This is a genomic window from Blautia sp. St.27G3 (genome assembly GCF_059728505.1).
In genome coordinates, this window is the sequence record NZ_BAAGFO010000005.1 from 35,651 (window position 1) to 59,641 (window position 23,991).

21 protein-coding genes and 1 pseudogene are annotated in these 23,991 nt (G+C 47.8%); 4 read left to right on the forward strand and 18 right to left on the reverse strand.

Annotated features, from left to right (window positions below):
- The 5 genes from AC6I2O_RS18820 to AC6I2O_RS18840 form a co-directional block, all read right to left on the reverse strand.
- Complete coding sequence (locus tag AC6I2O_RS18820; RefSeq protein ID WP_497743472.1) at nucleotides 1–861, reverse strand: ABC transporter permease; 861 nt, start codon at nucleotides 859–861, stop codon at nucleotides 1–3.
- Nucleotides 854–1,804, reverse strand: a complete 951-nt coding sequence (locus AC6I2O_RS18825) for an ABC transporter permease (protein WP_120392521.1) — start codon at nucleotides 1,802–1,804, stop codon at nucleotides 854–856. The genes AC6I2O_RS18820 and AC6I2O_RS18825 overlap by 8 nt, the downstream gene beginning before the upstream one ends.
- A 291-nt stretch (nucleotides 1,805–2,095) precedes the next feature.
- Nucleotides 2,096–3,589 (reverse strand): ABC transporter substrate-binding protein, encoded by a 1,494-nt coding sequence (locus tag AC6I2O_RS18830; RefSeq protein WP_120392522.1) that lies wholly within the window; start codon nucleotides 3,587–3,589, stop codon nucleotides 2,096–2,098.
- A gap of 96 nt (nucleotides 3,590–3,685) precedes the next feature.
- Nucleotides 3,686–5,023 carry an amidohydrolase family protein gene (locus AC6I2O_RS18835; RefSeq protein WP_497743473.1) on the reverse strand — a complete coding sequence of 446 codons (1,338 nt, stop codon included), beginning with the start codon at nucleotides 5,021–5,023 and terminating at the stop codon, nucleotides 3,686–3,688.
- Nucleotides 5,020–6,030, reverse strand: a complete 1,011-nt coding sequence (locus AC6I2O_RS18840; RefSeq protein ID WP_120392524.1) for a M42 family metallopeptidase — start codon at nucleotides 6,028–6,030, stop codon at nucleotides 5,020–5,022. The genes AC6I2O_RS18835 and AC6I2O_RS18840 overlap by 4 nt, the downstream gene beginning before the upstream one ends.
- A 321-nt stretch (nucleotides 6,031–6,351) precedes the next feature.
- On the opposite strand from AC6I2O_RS18840, the gene AC6I2O_RS18845 reads away from it, so the two are divergent.
- Nucleotides 6,352–7,143, forward strand: coding sequence for a YARHG domain-containing protein (locus AC6I2O_RS18845; RefSeq protein WP_120392525.1), 792 nt, complete (start codon nucleotides 6,352–6,354; stop codon nucleotides 7,141–7,143).
- 75 nt (nucleotides 7,144–7,218) lie between these two features.
- Here AC6I2O_RS18845 and AC6I2O_RS18850 read toward each other — a convergent pair whose 3' ends face one another.
- From AC6I2O_RS18850 to AC6I2O_RS18875, 6 genes are all read right to left on the reverse strand, one after another.
- Nucleotides 7,219–7,860 carry a hypothetical protein gene (locus AC6I2O_RS18850; RefSeq protein WP_147412295.1) on the reverse strand — a complete coding sequence of 214 codons (642 nt, stop codon included), beginning with the start codon at nucleotides 7,858–7,860 and terminating at the stop codon, nucleotides 7,219–7,221.
- Nucleotides 7,793–9,040 carry an ABC transporter permease gene (locus tag AC6I2O_RS18855; protein WP_120392527.1) on the reverse strand — a complete coding sequence of 416 codons (1,248 nt, stop codon included), beginning with the start codon at nucleotides 9,038–9,040 and terminating at the stop codon, nucleotides 7,793–7,795. The genes AC6I2O_RS18850 and AC6I2O_RS18855 overlap by 68 nt, the downstream gene beginning before the upstream one ends.
- Complete coding sequence (locus tag AC6I2O_RS18860; RefSeq protein ID WP_120392528.1) at nucleotides 9,040–9,945, reverse strand: ABC transporter ATP-binding protein; 906 nt, start codon at nucleotides 9,943–9,945, stop codon at nucleotides 9,040–9,042. The genes AC6I2O_RS18855 and AC6I2O_RS18860 overlap by 1 nt, the downstream gene beginning before the upstream one ends.
- A gap of 122 nt (nucleotides 9,946–10,067) precedes the next feature.
- A complete protein-coding gene (locus tag AC6I2O_RS18865) occupies nucleotides 10,068–11,321 on the reverse strand; it encodes a HAMP domain-containing sensor histidine kinase (protein ID WP_120392529.1) in 1,254 nt (417 codons plus the stop codon).
- The gene (locus AC6I2O_RS18870; RefSeq protein ID WP_120392530.1) at nucleotides 11,300–11,983 is read right to left on the reverse strand and encodes a response regulator transcription factor; all 684 of its coding nucleotides are present in this window, start codon (nucleotides 11,981–11,983) and stop codon (nucleotides 11,300–11,302) included. Before AC6I2O_RS18870 ends, AC6I2O_RS18865 begins: the two co-directional genes overlap by 22 nt.
- A gap of 110 nt (nucleotides 11,984–12,093) precedes the next feature.
- Entirely contained in the window at nucleotides 12,094–12,948 is an 855-nt protein-coding gene (locus AC6I2O_RS18875) for a MerR family transcriptional regulator (RefSeq protein ID WP_497743474.1), read from the reverse strand.
- 179 nt (nucleotides 12,949–13,127) lie between these two features.
- On the opposite strand from AC6I2O_RS18875, the gene AC6I2O_RS18880 reads away from it, so the two are divergent.
- Nucleotides 13,128–14,468 carry an MATE family efflux transporter gene (locus AC6I2O_RS18880; protein WP_120392532.1) on the forward strand — a complete coding sequence of 447 codons (1,341 nt, stop codon included), beginning with the start codon at nucleotides 13,128–13,130 and terminating at the stop codon, nucleotides 14,466–14,468.
- Between the two features lie 182 nt (nucleotides 14,469–14,650).
- Here AC6I2O_RS18880 and AC6I2O_RS18885 read toward each other — a convergent pair whose 3' ends face one another.
- From AC6I2O_RS18885 to AC6I2O_RS18910, 6 genes are all read right to left on the reverse strand, one after another.
- Nucleotides 14,651–15,229 carry a xanthine phosphoribosyltransferase gene (locus AC6I2O_RS18885; protein ID WP_120392533.1) on the reverse strand — a complete coding sequence of 193 codons (579 nt, stop codon included), beginning with the start codon at nucleotides 15,227–15,229 and terminating at the stop codon, nucleotides 14,651–14,653.
- 63 nt (nucleotides 15,230–15,292) lie between these two features.
- A complete protein-coding gene (locus AC6I2O_RS18890) occupies nucleotides 15,293–16,012 on the reverse strand; it encodes a YkgJ family cysteine cluster protein (protein WP_497743475.1) in 720 nt (239 codons plus the stop codon).
- A gap of 60 nt (nucleotides 16,013–16,072) precedes the next feature.
- The gene (locus AC6I2O_RS18895) at nucleotides 16,073–16,975 is read right to left on the reverse strand and encodes a cation diffusion facilitator family transporter (protein ID WP_497743476.1); all 903 of its coding nucleotides are present in this window, start codon (nucleotides 16,973–16,975) and stop codon (nucleotides 16,073–16,075) included.
- 49 nt (nucleotides 16,976–17,024) lie between these two features.
- Complete coding sequence (locus tag AC6I2O_RS18900) at nucleotides 17,025–18,437, reverse strand: aminopeptidase (protein ID WP_497743477.1); 1,413 nt, start codon at nucleotides 18,435–18,437, stop codon at nucleotides 17,025–17,027.
- A 96-nt stretch (nucleotides 18,438–18,533) separates the two neighbouring features.
- Nucleotides 18,534–20,519 carry a methionine--tRNA ligase gene (metG, locus tag AC6I2O_RS18905; protein WP_497743478.1) on the reverse strand — a complete coding sequence of 662 codons (1,986 nt, stop codon included), beginning with the start codon at nucleotides 20,517–20,519 and terminating at the stop codon, nucleotides 18,534–18,536.
- 192 nt (nucleotides 20,520–20,711) lie between these two features.
- Nucleotides 20,712–20,894, reverse strand: coding sequence for a hypothetical protein (locus AC6I2O_RS18910; RefSeq protein WP_497743479.1), 183 nt, complete (start codon nucleotides 20,892–20,894; stop codon nucleotides 20,712–20,714).
- Between the two features lie 150 nt (nucleotides 20,895–21,044).
- Here AC6I2O_RS18910 and AC6I2O_RS18915 point away from each other — a divergent pair, with 150 nt between their 5' ends.
- Together AC6I2O_RS18915 and AC6I2O_RS18920 are read left to right on the forward strand one after the other, a co-directional pair.
- Entirely contained in the window at nucleotides 21,045–22,874 is a 1,830-nt protein-coding gene (locus tag AC6I2O_RS18915) for a DUF885 domain-containing protein (protein ID WP_120392538.1), read from the forward strand.
- A gap of 34 nt (nucleotides 22,875–22,908) precedes the next feature.
- Nucleotides 22,909–23,436: a spore maturation protein gene (locus tag AC6I2O_RS18920; RefSeq protein ID WP_120392539.1), complete on the forward strand. Its 528-nt coding sequence runs from the start codon at nucleotides 22,909–22,911 to the stop codon at nucleotides 23,434–23,436.
- A gap of 209 nt (nucleotides 23,437–23,645) precedes the next feature.
- On the opposite strand, the pseudogene AC6I2O_RS18925 reads toward AC6I2O_RS18920, so the two are convergent.
- Nucleotides 23,646–23,951: pseudogene (locus AC6I2O_RS18925) on the reverse strand (DUF1622 domain-containing protein); the annotation flags it as partial.
- Nucleotides 23,952–23,991 lie beyond the last annotated feature (40 nt).

Below are 23,991 nucleotides of genomic sequence, written 5' to 3' on the forward strand. Positions count from 1 at the left end.
TCAGTCCTTCAGCTTCGGGTCCAGTGCATCTGTAAGTCCGTCACCCACAAGGTTAAAGGCCATCGACGACAGCAGGATAAAAATACCCGGGAAAAGCAGCATATACGGCGCTGCAAACAGGTAGGTCTGTGCATTTGACAAAAGCGCGCCCCACTCCGGCGACGGAGGCTGAATTCCCATACCGATAAAACTGAGACCTGCCGCTGAAAGCATCATAGTGGAAATACTCATCGTGGTATTTACAATAATCGGTCCCATCGCGTTTGGCAGCACATACCGGAAAATAATTCTGGCATTCGAAGTTCCGTACGACTTTGCCGCTTCCACATAATCCTGCTCTGCTGTCGTAAGCACAACAGAACGGATCAGCCGGACATTTCCCGGAATACAGGAAACCGTAATTGCAATAATCAGGTTGCGCAGGTTCGTTCCAAGCGCAGCCACCACGGCCAGAGAAAGCAGAACTGGAGGTACGCACATAAAGACATCTATAATACGGCTGATCACATTGTCCACCACGCCGCCAAAATAGCCGGCACTCGCACCTAGCACTGCGCCGATCGCAAGCGCCATCAGGCTGGTTGCCAGTCCGATCAAAAGCGAATACCTGGAACCGTGTACCACACGTGCAAACAAGTCCCGTCCAAATTCATCGGTTCCGAAAAAGTGTGCCATACTTGGCCCCTGAAGCCGGTCTGCTCCAACCTGCTCGATACATTTCTCATACGGTACAATCAGATCTGCAAAAAGCGCCATTCCCACAATCATGACAAGCAGGATCAGGCCCATGACCGCTGTTTTATTTTTTTTATAACGCCGCCAGAACTCAGAAAGCTGCGCGTGTTTTCTGCTCTTACTCACGTCCCTTCCCTCCATTCTGGTATTTCGCCTTAATTCTCGGATCAATAAATGCATACATGATGTCCACGGCCAGGATGACAAGGCCAAAAAGAACAGCCAGGAACAGCGTAGCCCCCATGACCATCGGCACATCCTTCTGCCGGATCGCCGTTGTCATAAGCGTACCCATTCCGGGCATTGCAAACACCGTCTCTGCGATGATCGCTCCTCCGAGCGATGCGCCGAAACCGCTGCCGAGCGTCGTCACTACCGGAAGCAGTGCATTGCGCAGTGCATGTCTCCAGATCACACGCTTATTGGATGCTCCCTTCGCACGTGCCGTACGTATGTATTCCTGCCGGACCGTTTCTAGCATGGATGCCCGCGTAAGCCGCAAAAGGCCCGCCGCGGAAGGTAACGAAAGCGTCAGCGCAGGCAAAATAAAATGCCGGAGGGAATCAGCTCCAAAGGAAGGAAGCAGACCTAGCTTCAGAGAAAACAGGATCAGCATCATCAGACCAAGCCAGAAACCAGGCATCGAGGCAAACACAAGAGCCACCACGATACAGACGTGATCCATTACCGAATACTGACGTACTGCTGAAAAGATACCCATACTGATTCCCAGAATCGCAGAAAGGCACATCGAGAGCACTGCCAGCAGAAGGGTATTCGGAAATCTTGCCAGAATACTGTCCATAACCGGCTGCCTCGTCGCATAAGAGGTTCCGAGATCAAAATGAAAAATAATATCGCCCACATAATTGAAAAAACGGATAAAAAACGGCTGGTCATATCCGAACTGTGTGTTCAGAGCCGCAATGTCTTCTTTTTTGGCGGTAATGCCAAGGATAATGGAGCCGGGGTCTCCGGGTGTTAGCGAAAGAATCGTAAACACCAGCAAGGCCACTCCGAGCAGCACCGGAATCATGTATAGGAGCCGCTTGACAATGTATTTCGACATATAAGTGATGCCTCCTTTTTCTAAATAAGGGATTGCAAAGTTTTTTGAATAGAGGATGTCCCCTGGCCGTAAATACAAAAACGGGGTTCCAGCAAACAAGTTACCCCTTATTTTGTATTTACGGCCAGGGGACTGGCTTTGAAAAACGAACCTTGAAAGATCTGCGAAAAAGGGGGTGTTGCAGGATTGTCCTGCTCCAGCCCCTTTTTGTCGGTTTTCAGTTTTCATGTAGTCCTGAAATGCGACTAAGCGATTCGTCCCTGTGCAGCTTACAGGCTGTAGTCGTTTTTCTTACCAGGCAAAATCGTACAGATAGTAGTTTCCTTCCAGAACGAACTCCGGAGCTTTCAGGTCGGTGTTGTATGCATACAGAGTCAGCGGGTTGCACATCGGTGCATAGATTGCTTCTTCCTGTGCTTTGGTCAGAATCTGGTCAAACAGCGCTTCTCTCTTTTCTGTGTCTACTTCGCTTCTTGTCTGGTTAAACAGCTCGTCCATCTCCGGATCAGAGTATCTTGCATTGTTTGCCATACCAATGTAATCGGTGGTAAATGCCATTTCGAGTGTCTGTGTGTCCCCTTCCAGCGTCATGTTCAGTGTTGTGATTGTGTAATCGCCGGATGTCAGGCTGCCAATGTAGGAATTAAATTCTCTTGTGTCAATTTCCATCTCAAAGCCGATTGCCCGCAGATCATTCTGTACAACCGTTGCCAGGTTCGCATATTTTTCCGCAACAAGAAGTGTGCCGAGATTGTACGGTGTCTCGATTCCGGCTTCAGCGAGCAGTTCTTTTGCCTTTTCCGGGTCATACGTGTACTGCGGCTGATCTTCGGAATATCCAAAGCGGTGTTTTGCACACAGGTTGGAGTTTACTTCTGCTTTTCCGTCATAGCAGACATTTACCAGGTTCTCACGGTCGATCGCATAGTTTACAGCCTCACGCACAAGCGGGTTATTGAACGGTTCTTTTTCTATGTTCATGCAGACATACGCAAAGCTTGAGGTCGGCACCTCGGAAATCGTAACTGCCGGGTTTGCTTCAAGCTGTGCCAGAACGGAAGCGTCAATTTCTGCGAAATTGATTTCACCGGTCTGAAGTGCCAGTGCGCGGGAAGCGATTTCCGGAAGTACGCGGAAGGTTACGTTTTTGATCGCCGGTGCTCCTCGGTAATAGTCTTCATTCGCTTCCAGCTCTAGGGAAGTTGCTACCGTACGGCTCACAAACTTATATGGACCGCTTCCGATCGGATTTGTTACAAAGCCGTCCGGGTCTTCCTCATAATAGTCCTTGGAACTGATATTCGGAGAACTGATTCCCAGAAGGAACGGCGCGTACGGTGTATCCAGATGGCAGACTACTGTGCTATCATCCACTGCTTCCACACTGCTCAGCACTGAAATCTGAGAGCCCTGATACTGAGAAGCCTTGTACATCTCAATCGAAAATACCACATCGTCCACGGTCACAGGGGTACCGTCATGGAAGGTCACGTCATCTCTGATCTTAAAGGTATAGTCCAGACCATCCTCACTGATTTCATAACTCTCGGCAATTCTCGGTTCCGGATCTTCACTTCCATCCGGGTTGACATACAGCAGTGTGTCATAAATCTGATTCAGAACTGTCATTTCCACAGTGGTGGAGAAATCCGTCGGATGCAATGTCTCAACGTCTGCATCAACAGCGATTATAATATCTGTTTTTCCCTCCTGCGCATACGCGCTAAAAGATGCGAACATCGAAAGTCCGCAAATTGCTGCCAGTAAAGTAAGTGTCTTCTTCATCACAAATCTCCTCTCATGGTCGTTTTTCAGTATATTCTTTTCTGTATGATTGGTCTGTTTCTTTCAGGTTTGTTCTACTGCACGCATGCCCTCACATTAGAACAGCGGCTTCCCTTCCCTTGTTGTGATAATCTCAATTTCCTCCTGTTTCAGCCTGCCTGCTTCTTTCAGGAATCCCTGCAACATTTCATTGCTCCAATACTGTTTCCCCTGGAAAACAAAACGAATCTTTCTGATATTTCCGATCGCCTCGAGCGGATTGCCGTCAAGCACAATCACGTCAGCATCCATTCCCTGCAAAATTCTGCCTTTTTCTCCGGCAATACCGATATGCTCCGCCGGATTTACGGTCGCCGCACGCAATGCGTCATAAACGGTCATGTCATAGACCTTTACAAGCTTCTCCAGCTCCTCTGGCATTGCAATTCCGGGAATAATACCGGGATACGGACAATCAGTTCCGGCCATGACACGGTCCGAATGCTTCAGGAAAGCGGTCCCCCGGTCTATAATTGTCTGAAAGTCGGGATGTACGTTCAGCTTGCGATAATTCTGGATAATTACCTCGTTTTCTGCCTCCCATTTTTCCCGTACACATGACGGCAAATCTTCATAATGCGGCAGATCTTTCAGCTGTTTTCCGTTCCACACATAATCTGGCAGCGTCTCGCAAACTACATGCGTCGGACAGAACCACATTCCGCACTCCGCAAGATAGGCGATCACTTCCGGGTCTGAGGGTAGTGAACTTGTATGCTCGCAGCAGACATATCCTTGATCTGCCAGAATCTTATGGTCCATACGCTTTGTCATATGTCCGCACATCGGAAGCTTTTCTTCCCTACACCGGCTCATCAGATATTGATATAACGCCGGCTCAATGGAAGGGTATGTTTTCATCCAGAGAAATCCCAGGCCTTTTGTGTACCGGATTGCCTCCTCCACATCTTCCTCGGTCCGAATAATCACATTTGTATTATCCGGAATGGTCGGGTCCTCCCCATCGTACACCGGACCGCTTGAATATAGATACGGTCCTCTGCGTTTACCTGATAAAATCTCGTCTCTCCACACGGCATGTCCATCAAAGCCACGCATATTCCGGACAGAGGTGACGCCGCTTGCCAGGAAAAAATCTCCCATATAGCTCTCGTCATAATGCACGTGGGAATCAATCAGTCCTGGCATAACCACACAGCCGGTACAGTCAATCACCTGCGCATCCGCCAGAAATACTCTGTCAGGCCCTTCGATTACCGGAGTCCCGGCAAACGCTGCTCTACCTATTTTTTCATTAGCAGACGTCTCTTTCGCGTTCTCTTTTACACGGAGAATTTTGCCGTCTGCAATCCACAGATCTCCATACTTAAGTACCGGACCGTCATTCATGGTCAGAATATCCGCATTCTTTAAAATGATATTTCCTGTGTTCATGTGAATTCCCTCCTGGAAAACGCATGAATCAGGTCAACGCCGGCTTCAATATCTGCCTTGGAGGCCACCGCACTCTGCGAATGCGGGTAGCGTGTCACCACTACAATACCGCCTGCCTTCACGCCCATACCAGAAAGATTCATACTCGAAGCATCCGTACCACCCTTGTCGATAACCTCTCTCTGATATTTAATCTGCTCCTTCTCGCAGCATTCCACCATCGCTGCCACCACATCTTCGTCGCATACCACAGAAGGGTCACAGATTTTGATGCCAATACCACCGTCTACCTCGTTGCTGCCCTCAAGATCACACGGATAATCATGCGCCGGTGTAATATCTACCGCAACTCCGATATCAGGCTGAATCCGCTCTGCCGCCACTTTAGAGCCGCGGCATCCAAGCTCCTCCTGCACACAGAATACATAATAAATATCATTTGGCCCGGTACCGTCATTTTGTTTCAGCGCTTCCAGAAGCTGATAACAGCCAATCCGGTTGTCCAGCGTCTTTGCACAGATTCTGTCATTCACAAGCTCGAGATATTCGCCATGATATCCACAGGCATCTCCGAGTTTTACATACTTTTCCGCATCCTCTTTCGAGCATGCGCCAATATCAATATAAAGCTTTCCCGGATCGTTTTTCGCTTCTTCAATCGGCCCCATGCAGCTGACCACACCGCTTACGCCATTGCGAAAACGTACCCTGCCATTATACGCCGAACCTGTCCAGTTCCATCCAAGGTTACATACCCTGAGCCTGCCGTCCGGTTCGATCTTCTTTACCATAAAACCAATCTCATCCATATGCGCCGCAAACATAAGTTTTTTCGCGTTCGCACCACCGGTTCCTTTTTTATGTACAATCAGATTGCCGACTGCATCCGTCATCATATCATCCGCATACGGGGCTGCCTTTTCTTCTATATAATTACGTACTTCTTTTTCATATCCTGCAACACCCCACAGCTGCGTCAGCTCTCTGAGCAGCTTTTCGTCCCTCATCAAAATCCCCCTTTTCTTTATGGTAACACCTCTCAAACAGTTTATTTCTAAAACAAGAAAACAACGAGACCCCTGCCTTTTTCCAGGTGGCCACCCTGTTTTATTTTACTGCTGTGTTATTTGCCACGTTGACGCTTTAACTTTTTACAGTGTACCATTTATTATATAGATTTGCAATATATTTTTACAAATTCCTTCGCCTCCTCTTAAGAATCTTTTCATTTCTTTTTGTTGCCAGTCGTGGTAAGATATGGGCAGATAAAACGTCAGAACACACTGACATTCAGCTCGAATTTTTATATCTAGCAAGGAGGAAAATCTATGAAAAAGAAAACTTGTCTACGCTGCCTGATGACCATTCTTACCGTCTGTATGGTTGCATGCGCATCTGTTCCCGCGTTTGCATCCGAAGACCGCTGGAAAAACACGACTTCCAGAAATGAAGACAACGATATCCGCATTGATTTCCAGGATCTCTGGCTGCTCCTACCGGACAGTTGGTCCGGCAAATGCCAGATGGGCGTCGGAACCGACGGTGTTTCCTTCTACCAGACCAAATCCCGTCAGCTCTGGACCAAAAAACTCGGATCTCCAAACGGTGGATGGCTTTTCAGTATTTCTTACACCCTCGACGATGATTACCTGGACAATCCGAACTACCAGACAATTGGCCAGGGGCCGGACGGCGGCACCTACTATGCAACCTTCCCGACCGATTTACAGGCTTACACCGAAGATGCCGAAGCCTACGGCGAATACATGCAGATGACAAACGATATGCCGTGGGTGAAAGAGCACATCGTACTTTCCAATGAGTCTCCCATCGTAATTGAAGGAGATTACATTTTTCCGCAAAGCTCCACTTCCTATTTGAGTGAGAGTGATCTGGTTCTGCTTGACGCAGACCGGATTCAGATGGCCATCAATGAAATTTATGCGCGCCACCACCGCAAATTCGTTCTGAAAGAGGTTCAGGACTATTTCAATACCAAATCCTGGTACAGTGGTACAATCGAAGCAGCTGATTTTGATACCAACGTCATGAATGACTACGAAGCTGCAAACATCAATCTGATGGTAAAAGTCATGAACGACAAAAAAGCCCCAAAATAAGGGGCTTTTGAAAAACAATTCCTTCCGGGGCTGCTGCACGGATATCCATCATGCAGCAGCTCCTGTTTTTATTTTTTATCTTTTTTTCATCTCCCGTATCCAGACAGAAACCGCAGCCAACAAAATGCCGATGATCAGCATCCGCGGTTTTCCCGCATAATTTCCTTCCTCCATTGCAAACAGATAAAAGCTGCCCAGCTTATTCCCCATTCCCATACAGAGCGTGTAATACATGACCGGAAGCATATAGGCCACTGCCACATTTCCGGAGATCGCGCCTGCCAGCATACCGAGCGAGCCAAGGAATACAGCGTCTGCAATCGTCCCGGTGACAAGAACCGGTGGAATCTCACAGCCGGACTCCCTCATATAAATGGCAAAAACAAGAATCATCACTGCCATAATACCGGTCAGGCAAAAAATTCTGACCGCACAGACAACGCTTCTGCCAATATATTTTGCGGACACAACATCATCAATTTCACTGCTTTGCTCCGGTCCAAAAATCGGTGTCAGCAAAATCGGACCGAGAAGCGCCACAAAACGTTCCAACGGAACTGCACTGGCAAACCGGTCCAGATCTGTAATTCCAAACAATACCGGTGTCAGAAACAATACCAACGCCCCAACCAGGATATGCATTATAAAATTATGCTGCAGATTTATTTTTGCGATCTGGAGCAGCTGCAAAGACGCTGCGGATTTTAAACCTTTCACCAATTTTCCCCCTCCTTTTCCAATCATAAGCAAAAATAGTTAGTACTACAAGCACCAGAGCAAGCCCTGCCATCAGCAGTCGATTCTGCACAAGACGGTCGAAATTTGACGTGAAATCAAGAACGCGAAAACGACTCAGCGTTCCAGCATTATGACGCGGTGCAAGCCGGAACAATCCATAGGAACTGCTGATGTTCTTATAGCCCGCATTTAAATCCAAGAACCACCAGAAACACTGCACGGCGATCGCAATCGGCGTCCCGGTCAGCTCGGTAAAAAACATCCCGACTGCCGCACTTACCATGGCAGACGGCAAAAGCCAGCCAAAGGCGTATTTCAGCGGCGCCAGATAATCCAGCTGCATACCCTCATACAGATTCCAAACCTTACTGTTTGAATAATAAGCCAATATCACCACCGGAACCATTACAACTGTCAAAATTGCCGCATAGCGCACACCCACAAGTACCGCGGAGGACACTTTTCTGCTGTACACCAGCTGTGACATTTTATTGCGTCGATCTTTCAGACAAAGAGCAACTGACAAAAACACCGGAAGAATCGCCATTGCCATAACGCCTGCATAATCCGAAAAAAGCCTTGCATACCCGCCGGTAAACTGGTCTTTATCCTTTACAAGCTGGTATTCCACCCGTGCATCCTCATACGTAACCGGCACTTTTCCAAACCCGATCAGTGCATCTGGCGCATAATCCGAACCGCCGCCAAGCAGCCGGTCCGCCCGTTCCATGCAGGCTTTAAATTCCTCGTAAGTAAGATCTGCACGTGGCGCTATCTCATGCTCCGAAATCCCCTTCTGAAGCTCAGCGTCCTTTTCCACAGAAAATCGTTCTGCTTTGATACCTGTAAGCTCCGATAGGATTTCTGCCATCTGTGCTTTTTCTTTTTCCTTTAATTTTACGTTTTTATACAGACCGATGGGATACGTCGTGTACTGATTCCAGGTATATTCCTGGAACAGCTCCTTAATTGCAGCCGGCATCACAAGCTCCGGTATTTCTTCATTGTGTATGCCGTAGTTTTCGCCAGGCTGCGGTTCCTCCAACTTGTCATGAAAAGAAAATACCCCCTGTGAAGACAGTTCCATAATCAGTACCGCGACAAACAGAACGTACACCACAGAACCTGCAAGTTTTTTTATTTCCTGCCAAAACAACATCAGCTTTCACCTCCCAATCCGTCGTCCAGACTTCGAACGCCGTTTCGGTACAGATACAGCATATATGCATCCTCAATATTCGGCTCGCACACCTGTGCTCCTGGTACTGGTGTTTCGGACAGGAAACGCAGATAAACACGGTTGTTCTGTGTATGCATGCTGGTGATGCGAAATTCCTTTTTCAGCCGCGGAACTTCCCGCCTGTCTGCTTCCTTCGTATATACCTGCCCCCGTGCTTTTTCCAGGAGTTCATCTACTGTTCCATTATATAGAAGCTGCCCCTCGTTCAAAATAGCAATCTTCTCACATGTGGCCTCAATATCTCCGACAATATGCGTGGACAGAATCACGATCCGCTCCTCTGCCACCTCGCACAGAAGATTCCTGAATCGAATGCGTTCCTCCGGGTCAAGCCCTGCCGTCGGTTCATCTACAATCAGCACCTTTGGGTCATTCAACAGGGCCTGTGCAATCCCAAGCCGTCGTTTCATACCCCCTGAGAGCGCTTTCACCTTTTCTTTTCTGTGTTCCAGCAAATTTACTCTGCGAAGAAGTTGTTCTGTGCGGGCACGCCGTTCCTTTGTCTCGATGCCGGACAAAATGCCCAGATAATCCATCGCCTCTTCAATCCGCATGGAAGGATACATCGAAAAATCCTGCGGCAGATACCCCGTAATTTTCCTGATTTCTTTCGTATGTTCAATCGGCACGCCACAAACACTGATTTTTCCTTCTCCCTTTGGCAGCAGCGTTGCCAATATTTTCATCAATGTCGTTTTTCCCGCACCATTTCTTCCAAGCAGCCCAAACATCCCCTGCTCAATCACCAAATCCACCTGATCCAGAGCCCGTTTATTCCAATAAGACTTGCTCAGGCCCGTTATAATAATTTTATTCTCGTCCATCCATCTCGCTCCTCTCTTTTTACAAAACCTGCAAGTACTTGCAAAATGACCTGTCTCTGTAAGCGTAATGGATAAATTTCTACTTTTTATCAATTAAATAAAATTAATTACCGCTGCCCTATTTAAAATCCAGCACGCACACACGCACCTTTCCTGCCATTAGACAGATGGAGATAACCGCCGTGTTTCTCACACAGCACCTTGCAAATATAGAGCCCCATTCCCATATGCTCTGTCATTTCTGTTTTTGTTTTGGCAACAAAGGGCTCTTCCTGTTTGTTCACGGACACCTCATCTTCATTAGTTCCGTTGCTTTGCTTTGCCCGGTAAAACGGATTTACCGCACGTTCCAGATCTTCTTTTGAAAAGCCTTTGCCATCATCCGTGACAATGACTGAAAAGCCGTTCTCATCCGTCAGAGCAACGGTCACACGGCTGACCGCATAGCAGGCTGCATTGGAAATCAGATTGTCGCAGACCTGCATGGCAAGCTGCATATCAAGAAGCTGCGTATTTCTCTTTAGCCTTGAAGCGTCAAGGTCAAACTGTACTTTTTCCCCACAAATAGCCTGACCGCTCTCAAGAAGACGCATTACAAATTCGGTCGTTGAACTTTCTTCTTTCCGAACCTCAATATCTTCCAGTCTCTGCAAATGATTCATCGTCTGCACATACTCTTCAAGCCTCCCGATATGCCGTTTCATGGTCGCAGCCGCAGCAACGATCTTTTCCTCCGACATTTTCTGTTGAGGTACAAACCGAAGCAGCATATCCGCCTGTCCCTTTAATACAGTAAGCGGTGTACGCAAATCATGCGCAAATGCCGCATTCAACCTTTTCCGTTCCTCTATCTGGCGCCACATTTGCAGATTATTTTCCTGCAAAGAAAGCCTCATTTTCTCAAATGCATTGCAAAGCTGTCCCATCTCATCCGCCTCTTCATAATACACGCTGAAGTCCAGATTATTTTCACCGATCTGCTGTGCCCCGTTGATCAGAAGCTGCAATGGTTTTTTCAAATGCCTGCGAAAAAACAGTGTTCCAGGAATCAAAAGACAGGCCAGGGTCCATGGAATAGCAAGAAGCACTTGACTGATACTTGCAATATCAAACAGCTCTTTATAAAAATCATCATCCCAGTCATAGATAGACCCAATACCGCTTAAAATCAATTGTTCTCCCTTTTCCGTATACATCTTCTCATAATATACCTCCTCATTTATCTCTGCAAAGTTCAGCACAAGCTGATCCTGTACCATATTCGCGGTCAGCCCAAGCACTGCATATCCAAGGAGCAGTGCAACTGCCATAACAAGAAGGTAGGGCACCATTTTCCAGCACACCGAATTTTTGTTTATCCGTTTTCTTTTTTCCATTTGTATCCCACTCCCCAGACCGTATCAATACAGCTTTCCGCTCCTGCCTTCTGTAACTTTGCACGAATCCGACGGATGTGTTCTGCTACCACAGAACTTTCTCCCTCGCTGTCATACCCCCAAACCAGCTCATAAATCCGTTCCTTGCCAAACACCTGCCCCGCATGAAGCGAAAGCAGTTCAATGATGTCAAACTCCTTTTTCGCAAACGGCAGCGCATTCCCTTCAAAATAGACACGCCGCTCTGAATAATCAATGACCACCGAACCGCCGAATTTTACGACAGCAAGGCCTCTCTGCCTCTTTTCCCTGCGAAGATGCGCCTCTACCCTTGCGCCAAGCTCCTCAATTGAAAACGGCTTTACAATGTAATCATCCCCGCCGATACCAAAACCGCGGATTTTATCGCTCTCCTCAATGCGCGCTGTCAGAAATAAAATCGGGCAGTTCACAAAATATCGAATCAACCGGCAAACCTCCAGACCATCCATTCCCGGCATATTGATATCCAACAAAATCAAATCCGGCTGCCGTTCTGCTTTCAGCACCGCTTCTTCCCCGCAGCATGCCGTCATCACCTCATATCCATTATAAGTAAAATAATCCCGAAGCATTTCCACAATATCTGCTTCATCGTCTACAATTAAAATTTTGTCCTGCATTGCCAGTGCCTCCCTGTTTTTACATAGATCAAAATAATGTCTTGATTTTAGTCGCCTGCCTGTATTGACCACTTATTTTCTCAAACATATATCAATTAATTATCAACTTTTCAGATCTGTACCTTCCTTATTACCTCACACAAAATCCTGGTCACATAATTTTCCGGATCTTTTTCCGTCAATCCGTCGATCACTGCATCCTCAAAACAGTGCTCGCCTAAAATCAATCCCCGCTCCTTCGCATATGTCAAAAGCCGTCCATATGCCAGCCCAATCCGTCTCCAGTCACCGACATGATAAAGCACCACATAATCCCCGGCCTTCCGCTCCCTATAAGACAATGTCTCCGGCCTTTCATCCAGAAGCAGATACACCATATCGTATCTGAGTGGCTCTGTTTTCCCCTCCTGTTGTGCCACAGCCGCTTTTTCCGCCATTCTCATCTTTATCCGATACCCGAATCCATACGAGCTCCGGATTCCATTTGCCTCACAGTCCGCAAGCAGCTCCCCCGCCTTTTTGACCCATACCGCTTCATCCGCTGTATTCACTGTCCTGCTGATATAATACTTCCCCTTCTGTTCCTCCACTGTTATTTTCTCAAAATCCAGCTTTAATGTCTGCTCCAGAGTCTCCTTTTTGTGCAAAAGCCAACTCCTGCTCCGTTCCAGATGACATATCCGTTCCAGCAGTACCTTTTCCTCTTTTTCAAAGAGCTCCAGCAGCGACGGAACAGTCCGTTCCTCCAGATATTCCCGTATCTCAGCCAGCGGCATGCCAAGTTCTTTCAACACCCGAATCACATCACAGACATCCACCTGAGCGAGCGAATAATACCGATACCCATTTTCTTCCACCGTCTCCGGCTTCAGAAGCCCAATCCGGTCATAATGAAACAGCGTATCCTTTGAAACCCCAGCCAGCCCTGCAAACTCCCCTGTCGTAAATTTCCCCGCCCTCTTCAACTGTTTTCCTCCTGTCTGTCTCAAAAAATCTTGACTATTGTGTTACCCCATACTTTATCATACCCTTTGTCCCTTTGACAACCCTGCCCCATCCCCATTGCCACCCCCCCCGTTTATGTGGAGGTTCTCGCAGGGCGTCCCGCCAACACATTTCACACCAAATCCAAAAAGGAGGTTTTATGTCAAATAATTCAATTGCACAGGATTTTCGTTTTCCATCCCTCCTGCGCTTTGCATTCCCTACCATTATCATGATGGTTTTCATGTCCCTTTATACCATTGTTGACGGCATTTTTATTTCCCGTTTCGTTGGCAGTAACGCACTCTCCTCTGTGAATATTGTGTATCCGTTTTTAAGCCTTGTGATCGCCTGCGGCGTCATGCTGTCCACAGGAGGAAGCGCGCTCACAGCCAAACGGCTCGGGGAGGGAGCTGACCGTGAGGCAAAAGAAATTTTTTCCATGCTTTTACTGGCCACTTTCCTTTTAGGAGTCCTGCTGCTGCTTGGCGGCAAACTGTTTCTGCGCCCGCTGATCCTCCTGCTCGGCTCTACAGATCTTCTGTATCAGGACTGTGCATCCTACCTAGAAATATCCCTCTACTTTGCCCCGGCCTGTGTTTTGCAGCTCTTTTTTCAGACCTTTTTTGTCACAGCAGGGCAGCCTGGCCTTGGCCTTGCTCTGACCGCAGCAGGCGGAATCGCGAACATGATTCTCGATTATATTTTTATGGGGCCACTGGGACTCGGCGTCTCGGGCGCCGCGCTTGCCACCGGACTTGGCCAGTCAGTTCCCGCCATTGCCGGGCTTCTTTATTTTACACTTGTCCGGAAAAACCTGCTGTACATTGTGAAGCCGCGATTTTATCCGGGAGCACTGTTGAAAAGCGTTTTCAATGGCTCATCCGAAATGGTGACAAATGTTTCAAACGCTGTGGTCACTTACCTTTTCAATCTTGTTATGCTCCGTTTTCTCGGAGAACCTGGCGTAGCTGCCATTACGATTGTCCTGTACAGCCAGTTCCTGTTTAATGCGCTTTACATGGGGTTTTCGATGGGAGTCTCGCCTGTCATCAGCTACAATTACGGAAGGAAAAACATTTCTCTCCTGCGGCGCGTGACAAAAATCTGTTTTGCGTTCACCATCGTTTCCTCTGCCCTTATTACTGCGACGGCACTCGCCGCCACACCCGCCATTGTCGGAATTTTTACTCCTCCGCAGACAGAGACGTATGCAATTGCAAAAACAGGATTTTTTATCTTCTCTTTTAATTATATGTTTGCGGGCCTGAATATTTTTTCATCCGCACTCTTTACTGCCCTCAATAACGGGATCATATCCGCCGTCATCTCCTTTTTGCGGACCTTTGTTTTTATCGCAGTGAGCATCCTGCTCCTCCCGCAGCTCCTCGGCGTGACAGGCGTATGGCTTTCTGTACCGGCCGCAGAGTTTGCCACACTGTTTTTATCGCTGTATCTGGTACAAAAATACAGGGGACGTTATTTCCGGACACCAGCCTGATATTTTTCTCTACCATTTATTTTGCGCCTCAAGTGCAATGTCTCATGCTCTGGTTTGAAAAAACAAAGACTGAGGTCCTCTCGTCTCTTCCAAATAAAAAACAGCTGCAAAATAAAAATAATACAGCCGGGTGAACCCCGGCCGTAAAAAATTTATTTTGCAGCTGTTTTTCAAAGCATTGCTTATTCTCGGAACATAATTTCTCCCGTTTTTTCATCCATTCCATCCACAATCGCCAATGACTCCAGATGGATTCCTTTTGAACGGAGAATCTCGCCTCCCACCTGGAAGCCTTTCTCAATTGCAATCCCGGCTCCCACAAGCTCTGCTCCGGAGGCCTCTACTAGGGCGCACAATCCCTCAAGCGCTTTTCCGTTTGCGAGAAAATCATCAATCAAAAGCACTTTATCCCCTTCTCCAAGAAATTCTTTTGACACAATGATATCATAGACACGTCCGTGTGTGTAGGATTCTACCTTTGAGGTGTACACGTCGCCAGCAATATTTTTGGTCTGCGTCTTTTTCGCAAAAACCACAGGCACCTGTAATTCCTCTGCCACCAGACATGCAATACCGATTCCGGATGCCTCAATGGTCAAAATTTTGTTGATTTCTTCTCCGGCAAAACGCTTTTTAAATTCTTTCCCCATCTCACGAAACAGACTGACATCCATCTGATGGTTCAGGAAGCTGTCTACCTTCAGTACATTGCCTTCTTTGACTTTTCCATATTTGCGGATTTTATCCTTTAGTAACTGCATGTTGTGTCCTCCATTTTTATCTTTTGAAAATCGGACGAATCAGGGGCGCTGGCTCCCGGCTGGTCAAAAAAGAGTTTCCTGCGCGATTCGCAGGCGATTTTCAAACTGAGAGTAAAAATCCTCTGACGTATTGTATGGTTTGAAATAAAATAGTTTGAGCAGAAAAACGTTTGCATTTTTTCTGTCATCGTCACTCATGCCATCTGCAAACTTCATTTCTGCATCTTCAAGAAAATAGTGCCAGTCGTTTATGTATGTCTCATAACGTGACAACTGCGGTGTGTCCAGCCATTTTTCCACTTTTACTTTTGTTTTGGCCGGCATGGGGCACTCGTGAATCTGTAAAAAATAACGAAAACTGCGCTTTTCCTTTTCATAATAGCGGCCAAGCGGAAACAGGCGGCAGATTCCGGGGCGCCATGCATGAATGCTGCAGCGCCCCTCCTCATTTAAAAATGCACAGGCTTCCTCTGTAACCGTACCTGTCATATCCGTATCAGACATTGCTTTTCCGGTATCGGAAATACTTTTCATTTTCAGGTTAGGCAGAATGATCCCATCCACGACATTCAGTTCCACTTTATTCACCAGCAGCTCTTCAAACGTACAGGACAGTCCTGCCGTCAGACGATATACGTCAAACGGGTCGAGAATTACGGATGTTCCCATTCCGCTGCAGCATTCACAGCAGCCTTTGCAGCCTCCACAGCCGGCTCTTACCATATCTTTCCGGCTGTATAATCTGCCGTCAGAAATTTCTTCCAAACTTACTTGTCGTTTCACTCGCCTGTCCTCCGTTTTCTGGCAGATTACACCCTTTCAAACGCATTGGCCTGCCTTGTTTTATGCCGGATTTACATGCACCATAATGTGCTTCACCTGTTCAAACTGTCCTTCTATCTCATCGTGTACATGCTCCGCAATCCCGTGTGCCTCCCGCAGTGACATGGAACCGTCTGCCCGGATGTCTACGTCTACATAAATCCGGCTGCCGAAGGTTCGCGTGCGAAGCAGATCAATCCCCTGAACGCCGCTCTGAATCAGTACAAATTCCCGCAGTTCTTTTTCAAGAGACGGGTCGCAGGCGGTATCCAGCATCTTATCAATTGCATCTTTAAAGATATCATAAGCCGCTTTTAATATAAAAAGACAGATCACAACGCTTGCTGCCGGGTCCATTACCTGAAATCCAAGCCGGGCGCCGAGAATACCGATAAATGCACCGATCGAAGAAAGCGAATCCGAACGATGATGCCAGGCATCCGCCATGAGTGCGGGAGATTTGATCTTTTTCGCATAGAAGCGCGTATACCAGTACATCCATTCTTTTACAAGAACAGACACAACCGCCGCCACAAGAGCAAGTATCCCCGGTACCGCCAGCTCTCCATAATTTCCTGAACTGATTTTTTCCAGTCCGGATGCCCCTATTTTAAAACCTGTAAGCGCAAGTACGACTGCCAAAAGAATGGCGGCGACGCATTCCATTCGCTCATGGCCGTATGGATGCTCTCGGTCTGCTGCTTTGCCTGACATGCGGATTCCGATCATCACAATAATCGTACTGAACACATCGGAAGCCGAGTGAACTGCATCCGAAAGCATCGCGCCTGAAGAGGCCAGAATTCCAGCGGCCAGCTTACCGGCAGAAAGCAGAACATTCACAACAATGCTGATCTTTGATACGCGCATGGCTGTCTGCTCCATGGAGCTGATTTGCCGTTCCTTCATCTGCATCTTCCCCATTCAAAAATCCTCCCTTTATGCTATGCCGTATGTTCCGGCATGTGCATCTTTACGCCTCTTTTAAGAAAGCCTCATAGCCCTTCTCTGCCTCATAAACGTCGGCCTTGCTTGTCACCTCCATCGGTGCGTGCATATTCATCACTGCAACGCCACTGTCGATCACCTGCATTCCGTACAGAGCTGAAATATAAGCAATGGTTCCGCCTCCCCCGACGTCCACTTTTCCAAGCTCTGCGGTCTGATATGCCACGTGATGCTTCTCCAGCGCTGCCCGCACTGCTGCGACATATTCCGCATTTGCGTCATTACTTCCGCTTTTGCCGCGGGAACCCGTGTATTTGCAAAGGACCATTCCTTTTCCGAAATAAGCGCTGTTTCGCTTTTCAAAATACGACGCATAAAGCGGATCATACGCTGCGCTCACATCTGAAGAAAGCATACGGCTGCGGCTTAAACACCGGCGCAGCTCGAGTTCACTGTATTCGCCTGCACAGTTCATCAGCTCTGCCACCGTATTTTCAAAGAACCGCGACTGCATTCCGGTTGCGCCTACGCTTCCGATCTCCTCCTTGTCAACCAGCAGGCAGCAGCATGTATATTCCTGTGTGCCTGCTGCAAGCAGTGCCTCCATAGACGTGTAAGCACAGACACGATCATCCTGTCCGTAAGCCATAATCATACTGCGGTCAAGGCCGCAATCTCTGGCTTTCCCCACCGGAACAATTTCCAGCTCAGCAGACAGGAAATCCTCTTCCTCGATTCCGTACTGTTCTTTTAAAATTGCGAGGATATTTGCTTTTACCGCGTCTTTTTCTTTTTCTTTTCCTTTTTCTTTTCCTTCTTCGTTCCCATCTGCAACCGGGCGGCTTCCGACTAAAAGATCCAGATTTTCACCTTCAATCACCACTCGCGCCTTTTTCTCAAGCTGTTCGCCGGCCAGATGAATCAGGAGATCCGACACAAATACAACCGGATCATCCTCCTTCTCGCCGATACAGACCTCAAGCACAGACCCGTCTTTTTTCGCCACAACGCCATGAATGGCAAGCGGAATCGTCACCCACTGATATTTCTTGACTCCGCCATAATAGTGTGTGTCAAGATATGCCAGTTCTGCATCCTCATAAAGCGGATTTGGTTTCAGATCGAGACGCGGAGAATCAATGTGCGCCCCAAGAATACGCATTCCCTGCGCAAAAGGCTTTTCTCCGATATGAAACAGCGCAATATCCTTTTCCATAAATACTGCATATACCTTGTCCCCGGCTGCAAGCGTTTTTCCGGAAGCAACTGCTTCTTCCAGACTGACGTAACCACTTGCTCTGGCAAGCCGTACGGCCGCCTTCACACACTCACGCTCCGTTTTTCCTGCATCCAGAAAAGCCCTGTAGCGTACAGATAACGCTTCCAGTTCCTCTGTCTGCTCTTTTGTATACGTTCTCCACGCATTTTTATGCTCCATATTTTTTACCTCCTATTCTGCCATTCACCTTACCGATTGCAAACTTTTTTCCAGAGTTCATTCGGACTTCCGGTTTCTTTGCAAGAAGCGGTACGATCAGCAGATCTCTGCCCCGGACGGCATCTCTTTTTCCGGTTTCATCAGCGCCAGATTGCCGCTTGCATCCTCTGCGCACAGCAGCATTCCCTCGGAAAGCACACCGGCCAGCTTCGCCGGCTTCAGATTTACAAGAACCATAACCTTCTTGCCTACCATTTCCTCCGGTGTGTAATGCGCTTTAATTCCTGATACAATCTGTTTTATCTGGCTTCCAATCTTTACCTGTGAACAGAGCAGCTTCTTCGACTTCTTCACTGCTTCACACGCAATAATTTCACCTACCTGGAACTGCAGCTTTTCAAAATCGTCAAACGAAATTTCCGGCTTCGCCTCAACATCAATCACACCTGCGTCCTCTTTTTCCGCTGTACCCTGACTGTCCGCGCTCTGCCCCGCTGCCGCCAACTGTGCCTTCTGAATTTCCTCTGCTTTTGCAAGCACTTCCTTCAGATCGAGACGGGCAAACAAAATCTCCGGTTTATCTGTTACCTTTGTACCCGACTCATACAAGCCGTACTGCTTCATCTCTTCCAGAGTGCGTTTCTTTGCATGCAGCTGCTCCAGAATTTTCCCGGAAGTCTCCGGCATAAAGGATTCCAGCAGCGATGCGCCGATCGCGATACACTCTGTAAGATGATAGAGTACTGTAGCCAGGCGGTCCTGCTTGGTCTCATCTTTCGCAAGCACCCACGGCATTGTCTCGTCAATGTATTTGTTGCAGCGTTTAAACAGTGTAAAAATTTCGCTGATCGCATCTGCCACACGCAGATCATCCATTTTCTTCGCTGCATGTTCCGGAACTGCCAGAGCTACTGCTTTCAGCTCCTCATCCACCGGCTCTGCCACGCCGCCATCCCGCACGATTCCGCCGAAATATTTATTCGTCATGGATATTGTCCGGTTTACCAGATTTCCGAGCGTATTAGCAAGATCGGAATTCAATCGTTCTACCATCAGCTCCCAGGAAATTACACCGTCATTTTCAAACGGCATCTCATGCAGTACAAAATAACGCACCGCATCCACACCGAATACATCTGCAAGATCATCCGCATAGAGCACATTTCCTTTGGACTTGCTCATTTTTCCGTCGCCCTGCAGCAGCCACGGGTGGCCAAATACCTGTTTAGGCAGCGGAAGATCCAGCGCCATCAGGAAAATAGGCCAGTAAATTGTATGGAAACGGATAATATCTTTTCCGATCAGATGCAGCTCTGCCGGCCAGTTTTTCCGGAACTGCTCCGTACCTTCCCCGTCACAGTCATAACCGATTCCTGTAATATAGTTTGTCAGTGCATCCAGCCACACATACGTCACATGGCGCGGATCAAACGTAACGGGAATTCCCCATTGAAAAGAAGTTCTCGAAACGCACAAATCCTGCAAGCCCGGAAGCAGGAAATTATTCATCATCTCATTTTTGCGTGATACTGGCTGAATAAATTCCGGATGGGTATTGATGTGCTCAATCAAACGATCCGCATACTTGCTCATACGGAAGAAATAAGCCTCTTCTTTTGCCGGTTTCACTTCACGGCCGCAGTCCGGACATTTACCGTCTACCAGCTGCGATTCTGTCCAGAAGGACTCGCACGGCGTACAATACAGTCCCTCATATGAGCTTTTGTAAATATCGCCCTGATCATACAGCTTTTTAAAAATTTTCTGTACCTGTTTTTCGTGGTCCTCATCTGTGGTCCGGATGAACTTATCATACGACGTATTCATGAGATCCCAGATCCGTTTGATCTCTCCTGACACGCCGTCCACGAACTCTTTCGGCGTCACACCTGCCTCCTGTGCCTTCAGCTCAATCTTCTGCCCATGCTCATCCGTTCCGGTCTGGAAAAACACATCGTATCCCTGCTCTCTTCTGAAACGAGCAATGCTGTCGGCCAGAACAATTTCGTACGTATTTCCGATATGCGGCTTGCCGGAGGTATAGGCAATCGCAGTAGTCATATAAAACTTTGGTTTGTTCATTTTTTAATGCTCCTTCCTTAAACTAAATCAAAAAATCCCGCATTCCCGAAGGAAACTTCACGTGGTTGCCTGGTTCATTCCTGATGGGAATAAAAAAACGCCCCTTCCTTTCTCATTAAATAAGAAGACGAGCGTTCCCGTGTTACCACTTCTTTTCATCTGAGCCTCACGGCACAGACCTTTGCAGGTACGTTAATACCCAACCGCTATAACAGGCGGACCTGTCGCAGCCTTACCTTTATTTACTTCCGGTTCAGCCACGCCCCTCCGAAGCCATTTTCCGTATACATCTGCGCTCTCCCTCTCAGCAACGGGAGATTCTCTGTACCGTTTCCGCACACGTACTCTCTTCATCACAGGATTTTCTTCCGGCATTTGACAGCCTCATCTGTCCGTCTGCCAGATACATTTCTGATTTTTAACTTAACACAAGGACCGTTTTCTGTCAAGGCGATGGCATGTTTTTTACATGTTTTCTTATTCTGTGCATAAAATACGATAAGAGTATTCATATGGAGCACTCATATGTCTCAGCTTTCATCAAAACTTCAGACACCTTCTGCTGCCAGCATGGGGACCGCCCAGGCTGCTGCGCCGCAGAAACACACATCTCACAAAACGCTGTCCGGTTGTCTCATTCTCTTCCTCGGCGCTATTTTGTGTCTCCTGGTCGCACGGCTCTTCGGATTGTCCGTTCCGATTCCGTTTCATTCAGAGGACAGAAAATTTCGTAAATTTGCAGAGGAAGTATTTTGCGAAGAGATGAGCGGCAATACCCTCAACAGGCACTATACCATAGCCCAACCGGATTCCTTCCATATCAAAGAAGGGGAAGTCACACTGGGAAACGGCAGTCTCGAAGCGCGAAAAAAATCGTGTGCTTCCGCAGAAAATTACCTCAATGCTCTGAAAAAATTTGACTATGAAAAACTTTCTGATGAGCATCAGCTGACTTATGATATTTTTGCAGATTATCTGAATACGCAGCTGCAAGGCGCTGATTATCTTTTGTACGATGAACCACTCAGCCCGACACTCGGTGTGCAGGCACAGCTGCCAATCCTGCTTGCAGAATACACATTCCGCACAAAGAGAGATATTGAAGATTATCTGGCTCTGCTCACACAGATTCCGGATTATTTTTCCTCTATTTTATCGTTTGAACGCGACAAAGCAAACGCAGGCCTTTTCATGAGCCGTGCCTGTGCTGCGGATGTGATCAGCCAGTGCAACACCTTTATTGCTGATCCAAAGCAAAATTATCTAATCGGGATATTCAACGAAAAAATTGATGAAATCTCCAACCTGACTTCTGACGAAAAAATTGCTTACAAAAGCCGCAACCAGTCCATCCTCGATGCATATGTGATTCCAGCGTACGAAACCTTAAGCTCCGGGCTCAGCGCGCTTGCTAATTCCGGAAAAAACGATAAAGGGCTCTCCTACCTTCCGCAGGGCCGTGAGTATTATCGCTATCTGGTACAAAGCACCGTGGGTGACAGCAGGGAGATCGAAGCGATTGAAGAAGCAATCAAGAGGCAGATGGTAGCTGACTTTTCTGATATCCAGAAACTCTCTGCGCAAAATGGAGGAATCCTCACCCCCTCCGGTACCGGTACGACAGCTTCACCGGCAGCGCTGCTTTCTCAGCTCCGCGAAAAAATCACAGAAGACTTTCCAATGCCCCCGAATGTTTCCTGTAATATCAAATATGTACATACATCGCTGGAAAACTATCTGAGTCCTGCCTTTTATCTGACTCCGGCTATTGATGACTATGAAAATAATGTCATCTACATCAACCGGGCCAGCAATTACGACACGCTCGAACTCTTCACAACATTGGCGCACGAAGGTTATCCGGGTCATCTGTATCAAAACGTATATTTTACTGCACAGGAACCCGATCTGCTGCGCTGTCTGATGGACACCGGAGGATACACGGAAGGATGGGCGACCTATGTTGAAATGTATTCCTATTCACTGTGGGAAGACGATCCGGTTTATGCATCCATCTCCCAGAAAAACCGTTCCTTTACACTCGGGCTGGCTTCCCTTTTGGACATCGGAATCCATTACCGCGGCTATTCCCTGGAAGAGGTCAGCGCCTTTCTGCAAAAACTGGGATTCGGCACAGACACCGCCGCCTCTCTCTACAATAGTATCTTGCAGGCTCCGGCCAACTATCTCAAGTATTATGTCGGCTACCTGAATTTCTGTGATCTGCGGGATGCGGTAAGTGCTGCGCAAAAGGATCGTTTTTCTCTGCGGGAATTCCACCGCATGGTACTGGAAACCGGACCCGCGCCTTTTGATATTCTGCGAAAGCAGCTCCAGAAAACATTGAATTCCTAAATCAGTCCCCGCAGACCACGGGGCAGGAGGTCTCATGGATTTTATTCTTTATGTTTCACAGATGATTATACCCTTTGTGATCTTTTATGTGATCGGTTACGGGCTTCTTATGAAGGTTCCGGTTTATGACAGCTTCATCAAAGGTGCAAATGACGGCCTGAAAACAGTCGTAAAACTTGTACCGACCTTGATTGGCCTGATGATCGCCACAGGGGTACTCCGTGCTTCCGGCTTTCTTGATTTCCTTGCCGGAGCCATCGGCCAGTTTTCCGCCCTGATCTCCTTCCCCGGCGACCTTGTTCCGCTCACCATTCTGCGCATGTTCTCCAGCAGCGCCGCAACCGGGCTGCTGCTGGACATTTACAAAGAATTTGGCTGCGACTCACACATTGGACTGATTGCCTCTCTGATGATGTGCTGTACAGAAACAATCTTTTATACTATGAGCGTCTATTTCATGACGGCAGGCATCAAAAAAACGCGCCATACCCTGCCTGGCGCGCTTCTTGCCACATTTGCCGGAATTGCGGCCAGTGTGATACTGGCCGGATGGATGCACTGAACCGGCAGATAAAAATAGAAAAGTTACTTCTGTTCAGAATCCTCCTGATGGCTGGCTGAACCATGCGTTGTTGTCTGGGCTGCTTCCGACGCTTTCACTGCTCCAGCTTCCTGTATTCCTTCTGCTCCCTGAACGGTTACTTCAGATGACTTCACTGCTTCTCCCATCTGAACGGTCTTCGCTGCTTCCTGGTTCGCATGTCCGTCATTTTCCTCATTGCGAATCTCCCAGTGAATCAGGAAGGTGAGCGTTGCCCGCAGCAGAATAATTCCTGCCACAATGCCTATCTCCTGAAGATTCCGCACAATAACAGTACGCAAAATTTCGCTTCCCAGCTTGAACTCCAGCCCCATCGCCAGTCCTTTCGCCAGAACCAGTCTCGTGTCGGGTGAACGGCGGATATAATTGACAAAGCCCTGAATGCCTGAAAACGTAATAACACCGACTCCGATATATTCAAAAAGCAACATCGCAACGTTGACAAACGAATCAAGAATAACCTCTAACAGTTCCATAAACAAATCCTTTCCTGCGCTTTTTTTCTAAGTATAGCTT